Below are 19,123 nucleotides of genomic sequence, written 5' to 3'. Positions count from 1 at the left end.
CGGCCCCGTTGCCCAGCAACGTGGTGCCGCTGGCCACCGCCGCCAGCGCGGCCGTAGCCACGCCCCCGCCGCTGACGGTGGCTCCCGCACCGAGCCTGCCGGCCGACACTGCCCCGCCACTCGGCTCCGAAGCGCCGTACCGGGTGCTGATCGTGGAGGACGACCGTTCGCAGGCCCTGTTCGCGCAGAGCGTGCTGCACGGGGCTGGGATGGAGGCGATCGTGATCAGCGACGCCGAAGGCGCGCAGCAGGCCATTGCCGAGCACCGCCCCGACCTGATCCTGATGGATCTGCATCTGCCGGGCCTGGACGGCATGCGCCTGACCGCGCTGATCCGCCAGCAGCCCGGCCAGCAACTGCTGCCGATCGTGTTCCTCAGCGGCGACCCCGACCCGGAGCGCCAGTTCGAAGTGCTCGACAGTGGTGCCGATGACTTCCTGAGCAAGCCGATCCGACCCCGCCACCTGATTGCGGCCGTGTCCAACCGCATCCGCCGCGCCCGCGCGCAGGCTGCGACCCAGAGCGGTGCTGGCGGCGGCCCGGTGATGAACAACCCGGAGACCGGGTTGCCGACCCGCCACCATGTGCTGCAGCAATTGTCTGCGGCGCTGGCGCATGGCGATCACGGCGGCCTGTTTTTCATTGAAGTAGCCAGCGCGCTGGGGCTGCGCGAACGCTACGGCTACGCAGCATTCGAACGCCTGATGGTGCAGGCCGCACAGCGCCTGGCTGACAGCGCGCACCCACACCTGCTGGCGCGGTTGAACGACAACAGCTTCCTGGTGCTGGCCCGCGGGATCGACGAGGACAGTCTGGACACCATCGCGCAGAACCTGCGCACGCAGTTGTCCGAACGCGCCTTCGTGATCCGCGACGAAGAATCGGTGCACCTGCGTGGTGTGGTCGGCCATGCCCAACTGTCCGGCGGTTTCAGCGACGCCGGCACCGCGCTGGAAGCAGTCGAACGCACCACCCTGCAGGCGCGCCTGCTGTCCTCGGGCGTGGCCGCCTACGTGCGCCGCGAGGACGTGGCTGCGCAGGAACACCTGGCCCTGCTGGAAGGACAGCTGGAACTGGCCTACCAGCCGATCGTGGCGGTGGCCGGCGGCAACACCGCGCAGTACCAGGTGCTGCTGCGCCTGCGCCAGGCCGACGGCACCCTGCTGTCGGCCGGCCAGGTGATTCCGGCGGCAGAAGCGGCCGGGCGCATCGCCGACCTGGACCAGCAGGTACTCGACCACGCGCTGGGGCTGCTGGACCTGTACCGCCATGCCACCCAGCCACTGCATCTGTTCGTCTCGCAGTCGCTGCGCACGCTGGCCCGCGACGCCTTTGCCGACTGGCTGCTGGAGTCGCTGGAGCGACGCCAGATCGCCGGCAGCGCGGTCGTCATCGACGTACGCCTGCCGGATGCGCTGATCCATACGGTCACCCTGCAGCAGTTCTGCAACCGCATGAGCGCGGCCGGCGTGCGCTTCTGCCTGAGCCAGTTCGAGCCGGGCACCGAGGCCAACGCGTTGCTGACCCAGTTGCCGCTGTCTTACGTGCGCATGGCCGCGCGCTTCTCCAGCACGCATGCCAACCAGAAAACCCGCGACGAACTGCGCGGTGCCATCGATGCGGCGCACCGCGCCGGCGCGCTGATCATCGGCCAGCAGATCGAAGATCCGCAGGCCGCCGCAGCGATGTGGATGGGCGGCGTCGACTTCATCCAGGGCAACATGGTGCAGTCGGCCGGCAGCGAACTGAACTTCGACTTCCATAACGCGGTGCTGTAACCGTGGCGGCCCAGGGACGGGTTCCATTCGCGTTCTGGCTGGCCGCCATCACCGCGGCGTTGGCGGCGACGGCCAGTGTGATGGCGGTGGTGACGCTGCGCGCGCCGTGGATGTGGATCGCGGCCGGTGCTGCCGGTGTGGCCCTGGTGGCCGCCCTGATGGCGATGCGCCGCTGGCACGAACTGGAGGGCACCCTCGCCCAGCAGCAACGCCGCCACGCCGCCCTGGCCGGGGAGCGCGACCAGCTGCTGCGCACGCTGCAGCAGCAGGACGCGCTGGAACAGGAGCTGCTGCAGGCCAAACAGGCGGCAGAAACCGCCGCGCTGGCCAAGGGCGAGTTCCTGGCCACGATGAGCCACGAGATCCGCACGCCGCTCAACGGCATCCTGCCGATGCTCGACCTGATCGCGCGTGGGCAACTGGCCAGCGACCAACGGCAGATGCTGCAGACCGCCACGGTCAGCTCCCAGCAGCTGCTGCGCATCGTTGACGACATCCTGGATTACTCCCGGCTGGAGGCCAAGGGCCTGGACCTGGAGACCACCACCTTCAACCTGCGCGAGTTACTGGAAGGCCTGGTGCAGCTGATGCGGCGCACCGCCGAGGCCAAGCGCCTGGCCCTGACGCTGGAACTGGATCCGTCGGTGCGGCTGGCAGTGCGCGGCGACCCGGTGCGGCTGCGCCAGGTGCTGGGCAACCTGCTGGTGAACGCGATCAAGTTCACTGAGCGTGGTGGCATCCGCCTGCGGGCGAGCCGCCAGGGCGAGAGCGGCAACCAGCATCTGCTGCGTTTCGAAGTGATCGACAGCGGGATCGGCATCGAGCCGGCAATGCAGTCGCGTCTGTTCCAGTCCTTCAGCCAGGCTGATGCCTCCACCACCCGCATCTATGGCGGCACCGGGCTTGGCCTGGCCATCTGCAAGCGCATCATCGACCTGATGCATGGGCGCATCGGGGTCAGCTCGACGCCGGGGCATGGTGCCAACTTCTGGTTCGAGATTCCCTTGCTGAAAGTGGCCGGCGACCTGCCGCCGCCCAGCGCTACCACCCGCGCCCTGCTGGTCAGCCAGGACCCGCTGCTGATCCAGCGCCTGCAGCGGGTGACCCTGCACCACGACATCCGCCTGCACACCGTGGAAAGCGCTTCAGCTGCCCTGGATATCCTGCGCGCCCCGTCGCGGCGTGGGATCGAGCCGGACCTGACCTGGGTGATCGCCGACGCCGATGCGCTGCGCCACGGAGCCACCGCGCTGCACCGCGCCGTGCTGCGCGAACCGCGCGAGCCGCGCCCGCACCTGCTGTGGCTGGAGGGTACCGAGTCGCTGGCCGCGCTGCTGCATGAGGACGCCTTGGCGGTGTCGCGCGACGTGGGTGACATCGAACTGCATGCGCTGCTGCGTCCGCCGCAGCCCAGTGCGCGCCCGGCCCCGCTGCTGGTCAATGTGGAGGATTACGCCGAGCCGGTGGACGCGCAGCAGCTGGGTTTGAACCTGCTGCTGGTGGAAGACAACAGCGTCAACCTGCTGGTGGCCCAGCGCCTGCTGCAGGTGCTGGGCTGCACCGTCACTACCGCCACCGATGGCGAGCAGGCCCTGCAGGCCCTGCAGACCCAGTCGTTCGACCTGGTATTGATGGACTGCCAGATGCCGGTGATGGACGGCTACACCGCCACTCGCCGCTGGCGGGCACTGGAAGCCGAAAGCCGGGTCGGCCGGCTGCCGATCGTGGCGATGACCGCCAACGCGATGGCGGGCGACCGCGAACGCTGCCTGCAGGCCGGCATGGACGACTATCTGTCCAAGCCGGTCAACCGCGAGTCGCTGCAGGCCTGCCTGCTGCGCTGGCAGCAGAATGCCGAGAACAATGCGGTTGCCCTGGCGGTGCAGGCCGAGCCGCTGCCGGCACCCACGCCCCCACCCCTGCCGCCGCTCAACGACGCACCGCTGCTGCGCGGGCTGGAGCCGGAAACGCGCAGCGAGGAACCGGCCCAAGTCGTGCTGGACCCGGCGGTGCTGGACGAACTGCAGGAGGTGATCGGGCCGGAAACCGCGCACATCATCGGCGTGTTCCTGGACGACACCCCACCGTTGATCCGCCAGCTGCAGGACGCGTCGGTGGCCGGTGACCTGGAACAACTGCGCAACCTGGCGCACAGCCTGAAGTCGGCGAGCGCGAACGTGGGCGCGATGGCGTTGTCGATGGCGGCCCTGCGCATCGAGCAGGATGCACGCGCCGGTTCGCTGGAGCGCCCGGCCGTGGCCGTGGCGCTGCTGGTGGCAGAGTTCGCACGGGCCCGGATCGCGCTGGCCGGCTATCAGTCCGCCCTGCGCAATCCGGCCGCGCCGTAACTCACTCTTCCAGCTTGGTCAGCAGGTACTGCGGCTCACCGATGCGTTCGATCAGGTCGAGCTGGGTCTCCAGCCAGTCGATGTGCTCTTCCTCGTTGTCGAGGATCTTCACGAACAGCTGGCGGCTGACGTAGTCGCCCACGGAGTCGGCGTAGGCCACCGCCTCACGCAGGGTGACCGCGCCTTCCCGCTCCAGCGCCAGGTCGCACTGCAGGATCTCGGTCGGGTTTTCGCCAATGCGCAGCTTGCCCAGCGCCTGGAAGTTGGGCAGGCCTTCCAGGAACAGGATGCGATCGGACAGCACGTCGGCGTGCTTCATTTCTTCGATCGATTCCTTGTACTCGTGTTCGGAGAGTTCCTTCAGCCCCCAGTTCTTCAGCATCTTGGCGTGCAGGAAGTACTGGTTGATGGCGGTCAGCTCGTTGTAGAGGACCTTGTTGAGGAATTCGATGACCTTGGCGTCGCCCTTCATGACCGTGCTCCTGCAGCGTGAAAACGCCGGCACTGTAGCGCGTTGGGCAGGGGGATGATTAAACGCGAATCATGATCGGTAGCGCTTTTCGGCGGGGTGCCGCTCAAGGCGCGGAAATGATCCGGTAGCAGCCGGCCCCTGGCCGGATGACTTTAGCGGGATTGGCGCGGGTTGCCGTCAGGCAACCTGGGCCAAACCCAGAACCGGAAGCGGCAGGTCGTGGGTGTTGCGGGCCTTGGCCAGCAGGTCGGCGGCCATGTCCAGGCAGGAGCCGCAGGTCGCACCGCAGCCGGTCCGCATGGTCAGTTCGGCCACGTTCGCAACACCGCTCTGGGCGGCTTCGCGGATCTGGTGGTCGGTAACCCCATTGCAGATGCAGACGTACACGTGGCGGACTCGGCTGACAGGCCGGAATCGGCCTGTGCGCATTTGAATCGAAACGAGAATGGTTGTCAATTTCGAAACTGAATCATTCTCGATAGGATTCAGCCAGCCTGCCCACCACCCGGCTCGGTCTTCTTCCTCGGCCAGTAGCCCCCGCCCCGCTTGGGGGCCGGCGCGCGCTTGCGCGGGCGGTCGTGCCCGGCCGCATTGCCGGGCATCCAGGCCTCCTGGGCCGACTTGGGCATGTTCTGCACCCCCGCTCCGGCGACCCCGCGCGCCAGCGGAGCCAGGTGGCGCAGCGCGCGGGCATAGACCCCGCGCTTGAACATCACCACGTGCTCCACCGGGTACCAGAAGTCCACCCAGCGCCACTGATCGAACTCGGGGCTGTCGGTATGGTCCAGCTTCACATGCGACTCGTCGCCCGCCAGGCGCAGCAGGAACCACACCTGCTTCTGGCCGATGCAGACCTGACGCTCATTGCGCCGCACAGCCCGCGCCGGCAGGCGATAGCGCAGCCAGCCCGGTGTCGCACCCAGCACTTCCACGTGCTCGGGCAACAGACCGGTTTCTTCCTGCAACTCGCGATACATGGCCTCGACCGGGGTCTCATCGGTGTTCATGCCGCCTTGCGGGAACTGCCAGCCATCCCGGCGCACACGTCGTGCCCAGAACACCTGCCCGTCCTGCCGCATCAGCACAATGCCGACGTTCGGTCGATAGCCGTCCGGATCGATCACGATGCGGACTCCTGAATAAAATCTACTGGTTGGGACTGTGCCATGCCGGCACCCCACTCACAAGCGTGATGGAAAAGTGTTGACAGATCCCATCTTGCACCCCAGAATTACCGGCTCCCAAGGCTATGTAGCTCAGCCGGTTAGAGCACAGCACTCATAATGCTGGGGTCGGTGGTTCGAGTCCACCCATAGCCACCAAGTCCGCTTGGTTTAACTTGGGAAAAGTGCAATAATTGCACGCACATTTTGCCCCGTCGCCAAGCGGTAAGGCACCTGACTCTGACTCAGGCATTCGGTGGTTCGAATCCATCCGGGGCAGCCACACAAAAGCAAAAAGCCTGATCTTTGATCAGGCTTTTTGCTTTTGTGTGGGCGCTAGCTTGGGCGCAAAGCGCCCAAGCCCGAAACCTTGCCTTGCAAGGTTTCGGCGCCAGCGCGTACCACCTTAACCCCGCACCTTCGGTGCGCCCCCTTCAACAAGAAGGGGGCTCTCCTCCAGAGAGGCGGCTTCGCTTCGCTCGCCTTTCGGTGGCGGAAGCATCTTTTGGATCATGCATTACGGACCCAGGCCGATACATCTGCAAACGAAGGCTCTTCACCACAGAAGTCGAGTACCCCAGAAACGACAAAAGCCCGGCCGGAGCCGGGCTTTTGCTTTTCCCAGTTGGACTCCGAGGAGCCCAACCCAGGCGCGATTAACGCTTGGAGAACTGGGTGGCGCGACGGGCCTTGTGCAGACCGACCTTCTTACGCTCGACTTCACGGGCGTCACGGGTCATGAAGCCAGCCTTGCGCAGCTCGGACTTCAGGGTTTCGTCGTACTCGACCAGCGCGCGGGCGATGCCCAGGCGGATCGCACCGGCCTGGCCGGTGGTGCCACCGCCAGCGGCGGTCACGGTGATGTCGAAGCTCTCGGTGTTCTTGGTCAGCTCCAGCGGCTGACGCACGATCATGCGAGCGGTTTCACGACCAAAGAACTCGTCCAGCGGACGGCCGTTGACGGTGATGTTGCCAGCGCCCTTGCGCAGGAAAACGCGGGCAGTGGAGGACTTGCGGCGGCCGGTGCCGTAGTTTTGAGTGATAGCCATGATTAGATATCCAGAACCTGGGGCTGCTGAGCGGCGTGCGGGTGCTCGGAGCCCGAGTACACCTTGAGCTTACGGTACATGGCGCGGCCCAGCGGGCCCTTCGGCAGCATGCCCTTGACGGCGATTTCGATGACGCGTTCCGGGTGGCGCTCCAGCGCCTGGGCCAGGGTTTCGGTCTTCAGGTTGCCGATGTAGCCAGTGAAGCGGTGGTACAGCTTGTCCTGCAGCTTGTTGCCGGTGACGGCAATCTTTTCTGCATTGATGACAACCAGGTAGTCACCGGTGTCGACGTGCGGGGTGTAAACCGGCTTGTGCTTGCCGCGCAGACGGCGGGCCAGCTCGGAGGACAGACGACCCAGCGTCTTGCCGGAGGCGTCAACGAGATACCAGTCGCGCTGGACGGTCTCGGACTTTGCAGTGAAAGTGCTCATGAAAGAACTCAAGTAGGTCGGGCTCATTGCGGCGATGGAACCACCGGAACTCTGCCACGCGTTGTGAAGAGGCGGGATTGTACCGGCCCCCTGCCCGGCATGCAAGTCAGCCGGGGCTGTGGTTGGCACCGGGCCGCCGCCCGGGCGAAAATCGGACCACCCCCGCTGCTGCCGTGCCTGCGCATGACCTCGCTCCGCCAGATCACCCCGCTGGACCACCTGCTGACCGAAGCCCAACGGGCCTTGGACACGGTGTTCGGCAACCCGCCGGCGCACCGCCCCTACCCCGCCGAAGCCACGCCGGACGTGGAGCTGGACGCAGATGAGCGCCGCCACGCCGCCGGTCTGATGCGCATCAACCACGTCGGCGAGGTTTGTGCCCAGGGTCTGTATTTCGGCCAGGCCGCCGTGGCCCGCGAGCCGGAAACCCGCGCCCATCTGCTGGAAGCCGCCCAGGAAGAGACCGACCACCTGGCCTGGTGCGCCCAGCGCCTGCGCGAACTGGACAGTCGCCCCAGCCTGTTCAATCCGCTGTGGTATGCCGGCAGCTACACCATCGGCACCCTGGCCGGCCTGCGCGGCGACGGCTGGAACCTGGGCTTCGTGGTCGAAACCGAGCGCCAGGTCGAAGCCCACCTGGACGAGCACCTGGACACCCTGCCCCCGGCCGATCTGCGCAGCCGCGAGATCCTCAAGGTGATGAAGATCGATGAGGCCCGCCACGCCGACCACGCCGAGCATGCCGGCGCGCGCCGCCTGCCGCCACCGATCCCGACCGTGATGGCGCTGGCGTCGAAGGTGATGAAGGGCGTGGCCTACCGGTTGTGATGAATGAAAGCAAAACGGCCCAGTGTCTTCACACCGGGCCGTCTCGTCAGAAGACCGTGAAACGTCGGATCTGCGCGACCCGACGTTCCACGCAACCGATTACTCGGACAGATTGCGTCCGTGGAACAGCTCTTCGATCTCGCGCTTGAGCAGCGCTTCGATCTTCATGCGTTCCTTGAAGGACAGGTTCTTGGCCTTCTCTTCGAACAGGTACTGGTCCAGGTCGAAGTCCTTCAGGTGCATCTTCGTGTGGAAGATGTTTTCCTGGTAGACGTTGACGTCGAACATCTCGTAACGCGACTTGATGTTCTTGGCCAGGAAGTTCTGGATCGAGTTGATCTTGTGGTCGATGAAGTGCTTCTTGCCCTTCACGTCACGGGTGAAGCCACGCACGCGGTAGTCCATGATCACGATGTCCGATTCCAGACTCTCGATCAGGTAGTTCAGCGCCTTCAGCGGCGAGATCACGCCACAGGTGGCCACGTCGATGTCGGCACGGAACGTCGCAATACCTTCCTGCGGATGGGTTTCCGGGTAGGTGTGGACAGTGATGTGGCTCTTGTCCATGTGCGCGACCACGGCGTCGGAGATCAGCTCCTTGCCGGCCAGCTTCTTGTCGATCACCGGTTCTTCGGAGATCAGGATGGTCACCGACGCACCCTGCGGATCGTAATCCTGGCGCGCGACGTTGAGGATGTTGGCGCCGATGATCTCAGCGACATCGGTCAAGATTTGAGTCAGCCTATCGGCGTTGTACTCTTCATCGATGTATTCAATGTAACGCTGGCGCTCCTCTTCGGTGCGGGCGTAACACACGTCATAGATGTTGAAGCTCAGCGCCTTGGTGAGGTTGTTGAAACCCTGCAACCTCAGGCGAGGCAACGGCTTGACCACGGCGGTCGATCCTGTGTGTGGTGGGAAAGGGGGAATTATGGGGCAAACGGGCCGGGGGCGAAACTTGCATCGAGGCAAGTTCGTGTGCTGGGTTTGCCCTTCACAATGCTGATCGTTAAGCTCGCGGGATACAGCCGTGAATTCTTCATGAGCAGAGGGAGCGCCTTACCGTGTCAACTGTGCGCCTTGCTACAAGTCCATTGGCCCTGGACATCGCCACCATTGACCGGTTTCTGGCCCACAGCCACCGCCGGCGCTACCCCGCCCGGACCGACGTGTTCCGGCCCGGGGACCCCGCCGGAACCCTCTACTACGTGATCAGCGGCTCGGTTTCGATAATGGCCGAGGAAGAAGACGACCGCGAACTGGTGCTGGGCTACTTCGGCGCAGGCGAGTTCGTCGGCGAAATGGGCCTGTTCGTCGAATCCGACCGCCGTGAAGTCGTGCTGCGTACCCGCACTCCCTGCGAGCTGGCCGAGATCAGCTACGAGCGCCTGCACCAGCTGTTCCTGGGGCCGCTCTCCTCCGATGCCCCCCGCCTGCTGTATGCCCTGGGCCAGCAGGTCTCCAAGCGCCTGCTCGACACCAGCCGCAAGGCCAGCCGGCTGGCGTTCCTGGATGTGACCGACCGCATCGTGCGCACCCTGCACGACCTGTCCAAGGAGCCGGAGGCCATGAGCCACCCGCAGGGCACCCAGCTGCGCGTGTCGCGCCAGGAGCTGGCCCGCCTGGTCGGTTGCTCGCGTGAAATGGCCGGCCGCGTGCTGAAGAAGCTGCAGAGCGACGGGCTGCTGCACGCGCGTGGCAAGACCGTTGTTCTGTACGGCACCCGTTGACGCCCGATTCCCCCGGTGGGTGACGACCGTTGGTCGTCACGCCGTACCGCGGCCTTCACCTGGACCCGATAGGCTGAAGGCATGGAACTAGGCAGCGAATTCTATTGGTTCATCCTGATCGGCCTTGGCGCGCAGCTGGTGGACGGCGCGCTGGGCATGGCGTTCGGGCTGGTTTCCTCGTCAGTGATGCTGAGCATGGGCATCCCACCCGCGGCAGTCAGCGCCAGCGTGCATACGGCTGAAGTGTTCACCACCGGGGCGTCCGGGGTGTCCCACCTGGTAGCCGGCAACGTTGATAAACGACTGTTCCTGCGCCTGGCCCTGCCGGGTGCGGTGGGCGGCGTTCTCGGGGCTTACGTGCTGACCCAGCTCCCCGGCGACGCGATCCGTCCCTTCATCTACGCCTATCTGCTGGTGCTGGCGGTGTTCATCCTGCTGCGCGCAGCGGGGCGGCTGGTCCCGCGTCAGGAGGTCAAGCGCGTGCCGTTGCTGGGCTTCGTGGCCGGCATGCTCGACGCCAGCGGCGGCGGCGGCTGGGGGCCGGTGGCCACCTCAACCCTGCTGGCGCGCGGCGGCCAGGCCCGGACCACCATCGGTACCGTCAATGCGGCCGAGTTCGTCGTGACCGTGGCGGTGTCGGTGACCTTCCTGCTGTCGATGGGACTGCAGTACCTGAACATCGTCGCCGGCCTGCTGATCGGCGGCATGATGGCCGCGCCGTTGGCGGCCATTCTGGTCAAGCGCGTGAAGGAGCGCTGGGTGCTGGTCGCGGTAGGCGTGCTGGTGCTGGGGATCAGCCTGTTCCAGGTGGGCAGCGCGGTGAAGGGATGGTTGGCGGGGTAATCCGGCATCGCGAGGGCCGGCCAACGGCCGGCGCTACCTGCCATCTGATCCGACATCACCGGTAGCGCCGGCCGTTGGCCGGCCCCCGCGATGCCTGCGATCAGGCAACGTCACCGCCGCGATCCACACAGCCCCAATTGAGGATGCGCGTACCCGGCTTCAACACCTGACGGAAGTAGTCGACCTTCGAATGCTTCGGATTCACCACCACCGGATCCTTCGCCGCCAGCAGCAGCGGCAGGTCAGCGGTGCTGTCCGAGTAGGCCACGTCGATATCGCCATAGCCGCGCTCACGCAGCATGCGCATCTTCTCTTCGTTGTGGCAGTGCCGGGTTGCCCCGACCGCGCCCAGGCGCGGCCCCACTTCGCTGCCGATCACCGGCACGCCCTGGTGGGCAACGAAGGCGAGGATGGCACGGGCCAGCTCCGGCGGCGCACCGGTGGCCACGACCACGCGGTCACCCTTGGCCCGGTGCTCGGCGAACACGGCCAGCGCCTGCGGCAGCAGCTTGGCGCGCAGCTGCGCCTCGTGCTTGATCACGTAGGCGTCGATGACCCGGTTGAACTCGCGCGCGCGGTGCAGCCCGAAGGTGGCAATCCATACATAGACCGAGATGCCGGTACGCCGCGTCGGCAGCATCGCCACCAACGGCCCCGCAATGGGGGTGACCAGCAGCGCGGCCAGCAGCCGCAGCGGATTGCGCTTGATCAGCGAAGCAAACAGGTGGCTGCCGGAATCGCCGTCGTACAGGGTGTGATCGAAGTCGAAAACAACCAGCGGGGCGTCGTCACGCGGAGTCGGATAGGTCGCAGTCATGCGTTGAAGAATAGCTGACGCAGCCCCTCGCCGGGCTCTTCCACCCGCATGAAGGCCTCGCCGACCAGGAACGCATGCACGCCGGCATTGCGCATCAGGGCGACATCATCGGGCCCCAGAATGCCGCTTTCGGTCACCAGCAGACGGTCGCGCGGCACCGCCTGGCGCATCTCCAGCGTGGTCTGCAGCGAGACTTCAAACGTGCGCAGATTACGGTTGTTGATGCCCACCAGCGGCACCGGCACCTGCAGGGCACGCTCCAGCTCGTCGATGTCGTGTACTTCCACCAGCACGTCCATGCCCAGTTGCATGGCCAGGTCGGACAGTTCGGCCAGCTGGCGATCATCCAGCGCGGCCACGATCAGCAGGATGCAGTCCGCGCCCAGCACGCGCGCCTCGTACACCTGATACGGGTCGATCACGAAGTCCTTGCGCAGCACCGGCAGCGTGCAGGCGTCGCGCGCCTGCTGCAGGTAGGCGTCAGCACCCTGGAAGAAGTCCACGTCGGTCAGCACCGACAGGCAGCTGGCCCCGCCGAACTCGTAGCTGACCGCAATGTCGGCCGGATGGAAGTCCGGGCGGATCACCCCCTTGGACGGGCTGGCCTTCTTCACCTCGGCAATCACCGCCGGGTCGCCGTTGGCGATGGCCGCCTGCAGCGCGCGGGCAAAGCCGCGCACGGGCGGTGCGCTGGCCACCTGGGCCTGGAGGGTCTCCAGCGGCACCTGCGCACGGCGCGCGGCCACTTCTTCGACCTTGCGGGCCAGGATGGTGTCGAGGATGTCGCTCATGGGGAATTCGGGTCCTTCAGGCCAGCCATGCATTCAAGCAGGCGATTATCGGCCAGCAGCGGGTGGGGCGTGAAGGCGGGCTCAGCCCGCGTCGTTCAGGCGGCGGGTGGCGGCGACGTAGTCCTGCATGCGCTGGCGGGCGCTGCCGTCGGCAATGGCCGCGCGTGCGCGTGCCAGCCCGTCGGCGATGCTGTCGGCCACGCCGGCCACGTACAACGCGGCACCGGCATTCAGCGCCACGATGTCCAGCGCCGGGCCGGGTTCGTTGTCGAGCACGCCGCGCAGCATGGCGATGGACTCTTCCGGCCCGCTCACCTTCAGGTTGCGGCTGGCGGACATGGCGATGCCGAAGTCTTCCGGGTGGATCTCGTACTCGCGCACCTTGCCGTCGCGCAGTTCGCCCACCAGGGTGCCCGCGCCCAGCGAAATCTCATCCATGTTGTCGCGCCCCCACACCACCAGCGCGCGCTCGGCCCCCAGCTCGCGCAGCACGCGCGCCTGGATGCCCACCAGATCCGGATGGAACACGCCCATCAGCACATTGGTGGCCCCGACCGGATTGGTCAGCGGGCCAAGGATGTTGAAGATGGTGCGCACGCCCATTTCGCGGCGCACCGGTGCCACCACCTTCATCGCCGGGTGATGCATCGGCGCGAACATGAAGCCGATGCCGGTCTCTTCAATCGCGCGTGCGACCTGCTCCGGGCGCAGCTCGATCACCGCGCCCAGCGCTTCCACCGCGTCGGCGCTGCCGGACTTCGACGACACGCTGCGGTTGCCGTGCTTGGCGACCTTGGCTCCGGCCGCGGCGACCACGAACATCGCGCAGGTGGAGATGTTGAAGGTGTGCGAGCCGTCACCACCGGTGCCGACAATGTCCACCAGGTGGGTCTTGTCCTGCACCGGCACCGCCAGTGCCAGTTCGCGCATTACCGTGGCCGCGCCCGCGATTTCGCCGACCGTTTCCTTTTTCACCCGCAATCCAGTGAGGATGGCGGCGGTCATCACCGGTGACACTTCACCGCGCATCACCTGACGCATCAGGTCGATCATCTCGTCAAAGAAGATCTCGCGATGCTCGATCGTGCGCTGCAGGGCTTCCTGGGGGGAGAAGGTCATGCGGGTGTCCTTTGTGATGCGGGCAGCGCGGCTCAGCGCTGCAGGAAGTTTTTCAGCAGGGCGTGGCCGTGCTCGGTGAGGATCGATTCGGGGTGAAACTGCACGCCCTCGACCGGATGCTCGCGGTGACGCAGGCCCATGATTTCCTCGATGGAACCGTCGTCGTTCTCGGTCCAGGCGGTGACTTCCAGGCACGACGGCAGCGTGGCCTTGTCGACCACCAGCGAGTGGTAGCGGGTGGCCTGGTAGCGGTCCGGCAGGCCGGCGAACACACCCTTACCTTCATGCCGGATGGGTGAGGTCTTGCCGTGCATGATGTTGCCGGCACGGATCACGTCGCCGCCATACACCTGGCCAATGCTCTGGTGGCCCAGGCACACGCCGAGGATCGGCGTGGTCGGCCCCAGCCGCTGGATCAGCTCCAGCGACACGCCCGCTTCATTGGGCGTGCACGGACCGGGCGAGATCACGATGCGCTCGGGCCGCTGCGCGGCAATCTCGTCCACGCTCATCGCGTCATTGCGCACCACCTTGACCTCGGCACCCAGCGTCTGCAGGTACTGCACAAGGTTGTAGGTGAAGCTGTCGTAGTTGTCGATCATCCACAACATGGAAAAATCCCTGGAATTCTGTGGGTAGTGCCGGCCGCTGGCCGGCAACAAAAAAACCTCAAAGGCCCTTGGCGGCCTGCGCAACGGCGCGGAACAGCGCACGGCCCTTGTTCATGGTCTCGTCCCATTCCTTGCCCGGGTCCGAGTCATAGACGATGCCGGCACCGGCCTGCACGTGCAGGCGGCCGTCCTTGATCACCGCCGTGCGGATCGCAATGGCGGTATCCGCGTCGCCGTGCCAGCCGATGTAGCCGATGCTGCCGGCGTACACGTTGCGCTTGATCGGCTCCAGCTCGCGGATCACTTCCAGCGCGCGGATCTTCGGCGCACCGCTGACCGTGCCGGCCGGGAACGTCGCGCGCAGCACGTCGGCGTAGCTCAGGCCCGGCTGCAGCCGGCCAGTGACTTCGCTGACGATGTGCATGACGTGGCTGTAGCGTTCGATCACGAACTGCTCACCCACTTCCACCGTGCCGGCCTGCGAGACGCGGCCGGCGTCGTTGCGGCCGAGGTCGATCAGCATCAGGTGCTCGGCACGTTCCTTGGGGTCGGCCAGCAGCTCGGCTTCCAGTGCGTTGTCTTCTTCCACCGTGGCCCCGCGCGGGCGGGTGCCGGCGATGGGACGCACGGTGACTTCGCCGTCCTGCAGGCGCACCAGGATTTCCGGTGAGGAGCCCACCACCTGCACGTCGCCGGTGTCGAGGAAATACATGTACGGCGACGGATTCAGCGCGCGCAGCGCGCGGTACACGTCCACGGGGCGCGCCTTGAACGGCACGCTCAGGCGCTGGCTGAGCACCACCTGGAAGATGTCGCCGGCACGGATGTATTCCTTGGACTTGTCCACCGCGGCAATGAAGCCGTCGCGGGTGAAGCCGGACACGAAGTCGTTCTCATCCAGTACATCGCGGGTGATTGGGGCCGGATAGCCTGCGCCCGGGGCGCGCAGCTTGGTCACCAGGGCATCCAGGCGGCCCTGCGCCTCGTCGAAGGCACCGGGCTGGCGCGGGTCGGCGTGCACGATCAGGTACAGACGGCCCTTGAGGTTGTCAAAGACCGCAAGGTCTTCCGAATGCAGCAGCAGGATGTCCGGCGTGCCCAGCTCATCGCGGCCACGCGGCGGGGCCAGGCGCGGTTCGATGTAGCCGATGCATTCAAAGCCGAACCAGCCCACCAGCCCGCCGGTGAAGCCCGGCAGACCGGCCAGCTTGGGCACCGAATGGGCGCTACGCAGTGCCTCCACTTCGGCGAAGGGGTCGGCCACGTCACGGGTTTCCACCACCTGCCCCGCCTCGCGCACGGTCAGGGTATGGCCGTGGAAGGCATACACCCGGCGCGCCGGCAGGCCGATGATGGAGTAGCGCCCAAAGCGCTCGCCGCCTTCGACGGATTCAAACAGGTAGGTATGCGGGCCGTCAGCGAGCTTCAGGTACACCGAAAGCGGCGTGTCCAGGTCGGACAGCACTTCACGGACGACGGGGATGCGGGTGTGGCCTTCAGCGGCCTGCTGCTGGAACTGCTCGAGCGTGATCAAGACGACTTTCCTTCCGGGAAACGGTGGTGGCGGGACGGACGACGGCAACAGGCCACCATCGCCAACCACGGCGAGCGGAAGAAAGGGTATGCGGGGTCGTCAGAATGGACACCCGGGGACTGTACCCCAAGGCCGGGGCCAGGGGAACCCGCCCGGGCACGGTGGCCCAGGCGGGAGGCGGGCCCGGCCGGGCCTCAGCCCATGCGGCGGGCGGCGGGCTGCTGCTCCTGGTCGCGCTGGCCGGCATCGAGGTCCTGGGCCTGCTGCTTGTCGGGAGTGGCCTGGGCGATCTGCTGCCGGTTGACCTCGGCGACCTGCTCGGTACTGACGCTGAGCGGCTGCTGACGGCCCTCGGCAATATCCACCTGAGCCAATTTGCGGTGCACCGAGGTGGTGTCCTGGGTGTCGACCGCGAACACGCGGGTGCGGTCGGTGCTGAGCACCACGTGTTCGATGGACTCCAGCCCGCCCTGCTTGGCCTTGCTGGCCAGCGCCCCGGCCAACTGGTCGCTGTGCAGGTCCGGGCTGAGGTTGTGGGCCACGTCCAGCGCGTGCACACCGGTCTGCGCGCCTTTGAACAGCTTGTAATCGGCGTTGCGGGGGTCGTTGATGCCCACCACCAGTGACGCCGGCTCGGCGTTCAGGCTGGCCTGACGGCCGTCGTTGGGATGCTGGATGCGCTGGTGTTGCTCGACCATCTGGCGGGCGGCGGCTTCCTGTTTGATCAGTTCGAAGTCCAGACTCGGGATGACGGTATCGCCCATGCCGTGGCGGGCCGCCGATTCGCCGAACGAGGGGCTGAGGTCGCCAATCAGTCGCGCCGACTGCGCAAGGTTGGAGAGGTTGGTGATCGCCAACGGCGGCGGCCCCGCAGGCACGTGGGTCGCAGCCGCCGTGGTCAGGCCGGCGGCGACGCCACCCGTTGTGGCGAATACGGCAGGAGCATGCGAGGTGATGCCCTTCACATGAGATGCGGCCAGATCGTAGCCGCTGTCCACGTAAGCCCCGGCGGTAGCAAACCCGTTCTGCAGCTTACCGGCCACCCATTGCCCGCTGTGGCCGATGGCGGCGGCGCTACGATCACCCACCGCGCGGATCCCCTCTGCATCGGACTGCGCGTGGCGGGTGGCATTCTGTGCCCGCTGCTCGCCGTCGCTGCGGGCGTGCTCCGCTTCCTTCGCCAAGCGATCGGAGAAGCTGTCCAGGCCAACCTTGTCGGTGATCCATGACAGGGCCGAAGCACTTCCCGAATGCAACCGCGATTGGACGCGGTGCGCGGTGGCCTCGATGCTGCCGGTGAGCTCGCGCCCGGAGGCAATCACTGTGGCAGATGCTTTGGTACTGACCTGCATGGTGGCCGAGCCGAAGTTGACCACTTGCCCGATCGCCATTCCCTGCGTCTTGAGCACGGTCTCGGCACCATCGCCGACCTTGTCCAGCACGTGCGCACCGGCTGCGCCTACCCGCTCGACCTGTTCACCGATGATGCGGCCACCACGCATGCCGTACCCGGTGGCATGCAGTGCATGCGACAGGGGACCGGCCAGCTCGGCCACCTGGCTGGGTGCCGCCACATTCGGGCGGTCGACGATTCTGTCATTTTTGTCGACCATCTTGGAGTCGAGCAGAAGCTCAAGCTTGCCTGCCGCCACCGGGATGTTGCGCAGCGCCTCCTGCCCGGGCTTGGTTGCCAGCTGTTCGACGAACTGCGCGGCCGAGGTCTGCGCGCCCGCGGGCATCATGTCGCGCAGCTTGTCGCCGACCAGCTTCTGCATGGCCGGCTCTTTCAGCAGCATGCCCATTTCATTGGCGAGCACGCCATAGCCCCGACGCTGCTCGTCGTTGAGCTTCTGCATGCCGTTCTGCACGTCATTCAACACCTCACCGGCCGTCTGGTAGGTGTGCACGGTCTGCTGCGGATTGAAGGTAGGCAGGCCGTTTTCTTTGGCGAAGCGCGCCGGGGTATCCGGATGCAGGCCAGCGGCGTTGAAGGTGGTGGCGCGGGCACCGGTGACAGCGGAGGCGGCGGAGGCCATGCCGCCACCCAGGGAGTGGCCGGCGATTTCGAAGTTGCCGGCAGTGACTCTGTCCAACCGTGCTGCAAGCCCCATGGCGCGATCGTAGTAATCACTACGCATCCCGATACCTTGCTGCCCGTTGTTCAGGAAGTCTTCTGCCCCGGACTCCCGGCGGCCGCTTGGAGCAGAGGGGTCGAAGATCGGCCCAGTGGACCCCTTGTATACGACGACGGGCTTGGCGTTCTCTCCGAATACCGCCTTGTCGGGCAGATATATCTCCGCGCGAAACCCTGAATATCGCGGCTGGAGCGCTTCACGAATCTCCTGGTCTGAGAGATTGATCCCTGCCGCACGAAGAGCTGCGGGATCGGAACTCGCGCGCGTCCACCCTGCAGGTGGTGCCCCTTCATGGTTTGCGGATTTGTAAACGTCCGCAGCCAGACCCGACATTTCGCGAGCGTGATACGTCTCCTGGAGTCGATCAGCTTCTCGGTCATTGCCGCTCTCGCGCAGCTGCTGCACAAGTTCGTTCTGCGCTTGGACAGCACGCGCACGCGCCTCGATATCCGGACCGCTCATGGCAAACTCCTTTGCTCTGTGAAGGACGCGGCCCCGGGTCCGCGATGCTTATCGAATAACAGAACAGTTTGCTAATGTCACCCCATCAGGGGTCTCACATCAGGACGACCATGCGCTCCACTGTTCACAATTTCATAGCAAAAGCGCTCCTAAGTGCGGCATGGATCACACTTTTCCTTGCAAGCGGCTGTGCCGCGTCCTCCGCGCACGGCGCAGGCGACTACTTCCAGGGAAAAGCCCTGCAGTTGGCGATTGCCACCGAAAGTGGCGATTCCGACACCATCGCACGCCTCATTAAAGAAGAGGGGGTGAATCCCGACACAACTTTTGCAAGCCGCGATGGCATTCCCCTCATAGCTTGGCCACTCCGCGCCCGAAGCCTCGACGGGTTGAATGCGTTGCTCGAGGCTGGCGCAGATCCGAATGCGCGCGAGTCAAAACACATGAATGGCGAGTTGATCCACTTCAACAACGCCATGGTCTTCGCGGCGATGATGGACGACCCTCGCTATCTTGCCCTTCTCCTCAAGCACGGTGGCGATCCAAACATCAGGAACGTCAATAACGAAACACTACTTTTCCAAGCATTCATCAGTGGAAACCAGTGGGAGAACGTAAAGCTGCTCATAGAGAATGGGGCAAACATCAATGCACCCAACCGCGCTTCTGACGACACCATCCTCAGCTCCTACACATCACGAGGAGGATTCGATTCCGCATACTGGCTGCTTGAGCATGGTGCCGACCCAACACTTGAACTCGCTCCGCTGCCGGGAAGTGGCCAATCGGCCCGCCAATTGATGGTTGAGGATATTTACTGGGAGATCACAACGCCCGATCTCTTGCCTTGGCAGAGGAAGTGTCAGCAATGGCTCATCGAGCGCAACATCCCGCGCCCGCCAATGCCGGGCAACATTCTGAAAAAAAGGGCTGCTTTCGGGTATCCAACGGACGAGAAGGAAATTCCCCTTCTGTGAGGGCGACCTGCACTCTACAGGGTGTCGGAGCGGCA

At 65.6% G+C, this 19,123-nt stretch carries 18 protein-coding genes and 2 tRNA genes; 8 read left to right on the top strand and 12 right to left on the bottom strand.

Features of this window, described 5'->3' with window-relative positions:
* Positions 1 to 8: 8 nt before the first annotated feature.
* Positions 9 to 1,778 (top strand): EAL domain-containing protein, encoded by a 1,770-nt coding sequence (locus RT551_RS13260; RefSeq protein ID WP_313459425.1) that lies wholly within the window; start codon positions 9 to 11, stop codon positions 1,776 to 1,778.
* 80 nt (positions 1,779 to 1,858) lie between these two features.
* On the top strand, positions 1,859 to 4,126 hold the full coding sequence (locus tag RT551_RS13255) for an ATP-binding protein (RefSeq protein WP_313459422.1): 2,268 nt from the start codon (positions 1,859 to 1,861) through the stop codon (positions 4,124 to 4,126).
* 1 nt (position 4,127) lies between these two features.
* Here the strand turns inward: RT551_RS13255 and bfr are convergent, their stop codons facing one another.
* From bfr to RT551_RS13240, 3 genes are all read right to left on the bottom strand, one after another.
* Positions 4,128 to 4,598: a bacterioferritin gene (bfr, locus tag RT551_RS13250; RefSeq protein WP_282297275.1), complete on the bottom strand. Its 471-nt coding sequence runs from the start codon at positions 4,596 to 4,598 to the stop codon at positions 4,128 to 4,130.
* Positions 4,599 to 4,775: 177 nt separating this feature from the next.
* Positions 4,776 to 4,985, bottom strand: coding sequence for a bacterioferritin-associated ferredoxin (locus tag RT551_RS13245; protein ID WP_311192849.1), 210 nt, complete (start codon positions 4,983 to 4,985; stop codon positions 4,776 to 4,778).
* 98 nt (positions 4,986 to 5,083) lie between these two features.
* Positions 5,084 to 5,722: an RNA pyrophosphohydrolase gene (locus tag RT551_RS13240; protein ID WP_311192850.1), complete on the bottom strand. Its 639-nt coding sequence runs from the start codon at positions 5,720 to 5,722 to the stop codon at positions 5,084 to 5,086.
* A gap of 121 nt (positions 5,723 to 5,843) precedes the next feature.
* Between RT551_RS13240 and RT551_RS13235 the strand changes: the two genes are divergently transcribed.
* Together RT551_RS13235 and RT551_RS13230 are read left to right on the top strand one after the other, a co-directional pair.
* A tRNA-Met gene (locus tag RT551_RS13235) sits at positions 5,844 to 5,920 on the top strand.
* 49 nt (positions 5,921 to 5,969) lie between these two features.
* Positions 5,970 to 6,044: transfer RNA gene (locus tag RT551_RS13230), tRNA-Gln, on the top strand.
* A gap of 373 nt (positions 6,045 to 6,417) precedes the next feature.
* On the opposite strand, the gene rpsI is transcribed toward RT551_RS13230, so the two are convergent.
* Positions 6,418 to 6,810, bottom strand: a complete 393-nt coding sequence (rpsI, locus tag RT551_RS13225; protein ID WP_125360306.1) for a 30S ribosomal protein S9 — start codon at positions 6,808 to 6,810, stop codon at positions 6,418 to 6,420.
* A 2-nt stretch (positions 6,811 to 6,812) separates the two neighbouring features.
* Entirely contained in the window at positions 6,813 to 7,241 is a 429-nt protein-coding gene (gene rplM, locus RT551_RS13220) for a 50S ribosomal protein L13 (protein ID WP_282295555.1), read from the bottom strand.
* Positions 7,242 to 7,424: 183 nt separating this feature from the next.
* On the opposite strand from rplM, the gene coq7 reads away from it, so the two are divergent.
* Complete coding sequence (gene coq7 / locus RT551_RS13215; RefSeq protein ID WP_313459414.1) at positions 7,425 to 8,069, top strand: 2-polyprenyl-3-methyl-6-methoxy-1,4-benzoquinone monooxygenase; 645 nt, start codon at positions 7,425 to 7,427, stop codon at positions 8,067 to 8,069.
* Positions 8,070 to 8,168: 99 nt separating this feature from the next.
* Here coq7 and speD read toward each other — a convergent pair whose 3' ends face one another.
* Positions 8,169 to 8,963, bottom strand: a complete 795-nt coding sequence (gene speD, locus RT551_RS13210; RefSeq protein WP_005411315.1) for an adenosylmethionine decarboxylase — start codon at positions 8,961 to 8,963, stop codon at positions 8,169 to 8,171.
* Between the two features lie 170 nt (positions 8,964 to 9,133).
* Here speD and crp point away from each other — a divergent pair, with 170 nt between their 5' ends.
* The gene (gene crp / locus RT551_RS13205; RefSeq protein WP_125360303.1) at positions 9,134 to 9,799 is read left to right on the top strand and encodes a cAMP-activated global transcriptional regulator CRP; all 666 of its coding nucleotides are present in this window, start codon (positions 9,134 to 9,136) and stop codon (positions 9,797 to 9,799) included.
* 81 nt (positions 9,800 to 9,880) lie between these two features.
* Positions 9,881 to 10,642 (top strand): sulfite exporter TauE/SafE family protein, encoded by a 762-nt coding sequence (locus RT551_RS13200; protein WP_313459410.1) that lies wholly within the window; start codon positions 9,881 to 9,883, stop codon positions 10,640 to 10,642.
* A 100-nt stretch (positions 10,643 to 10,742) separates the two neighbouring features.
* Here the strand turns inward: RT551_RS13200 and RT551_RS13195 are convergent, their stop codons facing one another.
* The 6 genes from RT551_RS13195 to RT551_RS13170 all read right to left on the bottom strand — a co-directional run bounded on the left by RT551_RS13195 (position 10,743) and on the right by RT551_RS13170 (position 17,625).
* Complete coding sequence (locus RT551_RS13195; RefSeq protein WP_313459407.1) at positions 10,743 to 11,459, bottom strand: haloacid dehalogenase-like hydrolase; 717 nt, start codon at positions 11,457 to 11,459, stop codon at positions 10,743 to 10,745.
* Positions 11,456 to 12,250, bottom strand: a complete 795-nt coding sequence (trpC, locus tag RT551_RS13190) for an indole-3-glycerol phosphate synthase TrpC (protein WP_311192855.1) — start codon at positions 12,248 to 12,250, stop codon at positions 11,456 to 11,458. The genes RT551_RS13195 and trpC overlap by 4 nt, the downstream gene beginning before the upstream one ends.
* Positions 12,251 to 12,331: 81 nt before the next feature.
* On the bottom strand, positions 12,332 to 13,369 hold the full coding sequence (gene trpD, locus RT551_RS13185) for an anthranilate phosphoribosyltransferase (RefSeq protein WP_313459405.1): 1,038 nt from the start codon (positions 13,367 to 13,369) through the stop codon (positions 12,332 to 12,334).
* Positions 13,370 to 13,401: 32 nt separating this feature from the next.
* Positions 13,402 to 13,980 (bottom strand): aminodeoxychorismate/anthranilate synthase component II, encoded by a 579-nt coding sequence (locus RT551_RS13180; protein WP_313459404.1) that lies wholly within the window; start codon positions 13,978 to 13,980, stop codon positions 13,402 to 13,404.
* 58 nt (positions 13,981 to 14,038) lie between these two features.
* Positions 14,039 to 15,514, bottom strand: a complete 1,476-nt coding sequence (gene trpE, locus RT551_RS13175; protein WP_313459401.1) for an anthranilate synthase component I — start codon at positions 15,512 to 15,514, stop codon at positions 14,039 to 14,041.
* A gap of 194 nt (positions 15,515 to 15,708) precedes the next feature.
* Positions 15,709 to 17,625 (bottom strand): XVIPCD domain-containing protein, encoded by a 1,917-nt coding sequence (locus RT551_RS13170; protein ID WP_313459398.1) that lies wholly within the window; start codon positions 17,623 to 17,625, stop codon positions 15,709 to 15,711.
* A gap of 596 nt (positions 17,626 to 18,221) precedes the next feature.
* On the opposite strand from RT551_RS13170, the gene RT551_RS13165 reads away from it, so the two are divergent.
* The gene (locus RT551_RS13165) at positions 18,222 to 19,088 is read left to right on the top strand and encodes an ankyrin repeat domain-containing protein (protein WP_313459395.1); all 867 of its coding nucleotides are present in this window, start codon (positions 18,222 to 18,224) and stop codon (positions 19,086 to 19,088) included.
* Positions 19,089 to 19,123: the final 35 nt, after the last annotated feature.

Source organism: Stenotrophomonas sp., assembly GCF_032103445.1.
Lineage (GTDB): Bacteria > Pseudomonadota > Gammaproteobacteria > Xanthomonadales > Xanthomonadaceae > Stenotrophomonas.
Note: the sequence above shows the minus strand (reverse complement) of the source record. Positions and strands in the feature narration are given on the sequence as shown.

Coding starts and splice junctions, on each gene's coding strand:
- RT551_RS13255 (WP_313459422.1), top strand. CDS start 1,859: ATGGCGGTGGTGACGCTGCGCGCGCCGTGGATGTGGATCGCGGCCGGT.
- trpC (WP_311192855.1), bottom strand. CDS start 12,250: ATGAGCGACATCCTCGACACCATCCTGGCCCGCAAGGTCGAAGAAGTG.
- rplM (WP_282295555.1), bottom strand. CDS start 7,241: ATGAGCACTTTCACTGCAAAGTCCGAGACCGTCCAGCGCGACTGGTAT.
- coq7 (WP_313459414.1), top strand. CDS start 7,425: ATGACCTCGCTCCGCCAGATCACCCCGCTGGACCACCTGCTGACCGAA.
- RT551_RS13180 (WP_313459404.1), bottom strand. CDS start 13,980: ATGTTGTGGATGATCGACAACTACGACAGCTTCACCTACAACCTTGTG.
- rpsI (WP_125360306.1), bottom strand. CDS start 6,810: ATGGCTATCACTCAAAACTACGGCACCGGCCGCCGCAAGTCCTCCACT.
- bfr (WP_282297275.1), bottom strand. CDS start 4,598: ATGAAGGGCGACGCCAAGGTCATCGAATTCCTCAACAAGGTCCTCTAC.
- RT551_RS13195 (WP_313459407.1), bottom strand. CDS start 11,459: ATGACTGCGACCTATCCGACTCCGCGTGACGACGCCCCGCTGGTTGTT.
- trpD (WP_313459405.1), bottom strand. CDS start 13,369: ATGACCTTCTCCCCCCAGGAAGCCCTGCAGCGCACGATCGAGCATCGC.
- RT551_RS13170 (WP_313459398.1), bottom strand. CDS start 17,625: ATGGGGCTTGCAGCACGGTTGGACAGAGTCACTGCCGGCAACTTCGAA.
- RT551_RS13200 (WP_313459410.1), top strand. CDS start 9,881: ATGGAACTAGGCAGCGAATTCTATTGGTTCATCCTGATCGGCCTTGGC.
- RT551_RS13165 (WP_313459395.1), top strand. CDS start 18,222: ATGCGCTCCACTGTTCACAATTTCATAGCAAAAGCGCTCCTAAGTGCG.